The organism is Bradyrhizobium oropedii (genome assembly GCF_020889685.1).
In the GTDB taxonomy this organism is placed as follows: Bacteria; Pseudomonadota; Alphaproteobacteria; order Rhizobiales; family Xanthobacteraceae; genus Bradyrhizobium; species Bradyrhizobium oropedii.
The window spans coordinates 1-2,708 of record NZ_JACMYO010000365.1 but is presented as its reverse complement, the minus strand read 5'-3'; the positions used below and the strand labels follow the sequence as shown (position 1 = coordinate 2,708).

Genomic DNA, 2,708 nt, shown 5'->3' with positions numbered 1-2,708 from the left:
GGTTGGGCTCGGGCTTGCCGCGGGAGCGGGCGAGGCTGACGGCGACTGGGCAGGGGCCGGGCTAGCCAGTGCGATCGCGGCCAAAGGGAGCAGCGCGACCAGGGCGGCGCGGAGCGTGTTGATACGGTTCATTCGGTATTCTCCATCCCCTTCCTCGGACGGCCGCTCGATCTGTCCCGGCGCGCGGTCCGCGAGGTGCGATAGTCCTAACACGCGAGTTCTGCATTCGTCCCATGACAGATGTGTCATAGCCGCCTGCGGACTGGCCAACAGGCCACCACTCGCCATATAACCGGGCAGAATTTAGGAAAATCGATGAGCGCGCTCGCCAATCACGCATTCGCCAAGATGAACGGCATCGGCAACGAGATCGTCGTCGTCGACCTGCGCGATTCCGAGGCACAAGGTCGGGCACAGGTTTCGGCGGCGGAGGCGCGCGCCGTGGCCTCGCCGGCCGGAGCGCCCTATGACCAGCTGATGGTGCTGCAGCCGCCGCGGCTCGACGGCACCGAAGCGTACATCACGATCTACAACAATGACGGCTCGGAGGCCGGTGCCTGCGGCAACGGCATGCGCTGCGTGGTGCGGCGGATCTTCGAGAAGACCGGCCAGACGTCGGCGACGTTCCAGACCCGCGCCGGCCTGCTCAATTGCTGGCAGGGGCCGGCGCCCGATCTCTACACCGTCGACATGGGCGCGCCGAAGTTCGGCTGGCAGGACATTCCGCTGGCTGAGGAATTTCGCGATACCCGCTACATCGAGCTGCAGGTCGGGCCGATCGACAATCCGGTGCTGCATTCGCCCTCGGTGGTCTCGATGGGCAATCCGCATGCGGTGTTCTGGGTCGATGACGTCAATGCCTACGACCTCGAACGTTTCGGGCCGCTGCTGGAAAACCATCCGATCTTCCCGGAACGCGCCAACATCACGCTCGCCCATATCGTCGATCGCGACCACATCACGATCCGCACCTGGGAGCGCGGTGCCGGCCTCACCAGGGCCTGCGGCTCGGCCGCCTGCGCGACCGCGGTAGCCGCAGCGCGGCTGAAGCGTGCCAACCGCGTCGTCGAGATCACGCTGCCCGGCGGCAAGCTCGGCATCGAATGGCGCGAGCGCGACGATCACGTGCTGATGACCGGCACCGCCGATTTCGAATATGAGGGCCGCTTCGATCCGGCGCTGTTCGCCAGCGTCGCCTGATCGGGCGCGGGATTTGCTATGGGCGTCGATGTCGTCACCTTTGGCTGCCGCCTCAACGCATTCGAATCCGAAGTGATTCGCCGCGAGGCGGAGCAGGCGGGACTTTCCGACACCATCGTCATCAACAGCTGCGCCGTCACCAACGAGGCGGTGGCGCAGGCGCGGCAGTCGATCCGCAAGCTGAAACGCGAACGGCCCACCGCGCGCATCGTGGTCACCGGCTGCGCGGCGCAGACGCAAAGTCAGATGTTTGCAGACATGGCCGAGGTCGATCGCGTCGTCGGCAATGACGAGAAGATGCGCGGTGCCGCCTGGCAGGCGGTGCGCTCAGCGCTCGCAGCACCGTTCGGCATCGACGCGAGCGAGAAGGTCGCGGTCGCCGACATCATGGCGGTGACCGAGATGGCGCCGCATCTGCTCGACGGCTACGCGCGCGGCCTGCCCCGGGTGTTCGTGCAGGTGCAGAACGGCTGCGATCATCGCTGCACCTTCTGCATCATCCCCTTTGGCCGCGGCAATTCGCGCTCGGTGCCGATGGGTGCGGTGGTCGATCAGGTCCGCGCGTTGGTCGAGCGCGGCCATGCCGAGATCGTGCTGACCGGCGTCGACCTCACGAGCTATGGCGCCGATCTGCCCGGCGCACCGAAGCTCGGCCAGTTGACCCGGCAGATCCTTCGCCACGTGCCCGAGCTGAAGCGGCTGCGCATCTCCTCGATCGATTCGATCGAGGCCGATCGTGATCTGGTAGATGTCATCTCCGACGACGCGCGGCTGATGCCGCATCTGCATCTGTCATTGCAGTCCGGCGACGACATGATCCTGAAGCGGATGAAGCGCAGGCACTCACGCCAGGACGCGATCGATTTCTGCGCGCAGATGCGCCGGTTGCGGCCGGACATCGCGTTCGGCGCCGACATCATCGCGGGCTTCCCGACCGAGTCTGAAGAGATGTTCGCGCGTTCGCTCGATCTGGTCGACGAATGCGATCTCACCTTCCTGCATGTGTTCCCGTATTCGCCCCGACCGGGCACACCCGCTGCACGGATGCCGCAGGTCGCAGGCGGCGCGATCAAAGAGCGCGCCAAGCGGCTGCGCGCGGCCGGCGACGCCGCGCTACAACGGCGGCTTGTGGCGGAAGTCGGCGCGACACGCGAGGTGCTGATCGAAAGCGACACGCAGGGCCGCACCGAACATTTCCTGCCGGTCGCGATCGATGGCGATGTGCCGGGGATGGTGCGGCGGCTCGCAGTGACGGGTCATGACGGCGCGCGCCTCTCCATCGTCATTCCGGGGCTCGCCGAAGGCGAGTACCCGGAATCCATCAGGCCGCATCACTCGTAGATGAATGGATTCCGGGCCCTCGCTTCGCGAGCCCCGGAATGACGAGGGGAGAGAGCGGGGCCACTGCGACAAATCATCCCGCCGGGCGTCGGCAAGTCATGTCGCGAGAAAGCACAAGTATGACTCACAAGCCGCGCCATACATGAGGTGTCGTCCCTGCGAAAGCA

At 66.0% G+C, this 2,708-nt stretch carries 2 protein-coding genes; both read left to right on the top strand.

What is annotated here, in order from left to right:
* Positions 1-315 precede the first annotated feature (315 nt).
* Positions 316-1,200: a diaminopimelate epimerase gene (gene dapF, locus H8A95_RS42410; protein WP_229188369.1), complete on the top strand. Its 885-nt coding sequence runs from the start codon at positions 316-318 to the stop codon at positions 1,198-1,200.
* 18 nt (positions 1,201-1,218) lie between these two features.
* Positions 1,219-2,541 (top strand): tRNA (N(6)-L-threonylcarbamoyladenosine(37)-C(2))-methylthiotransferase MtaB, encoded by a 1,323-nt coding sequence (gene mtaB, locus H8A95_RS42405; protein ID WP_229188368.1) that lies wholly within the window; start codon positions 1,219-1,221, stop codon positions 2,539-2,541.
* Positions 2,542-2,708: the final 167 nt, after the last annotated feature.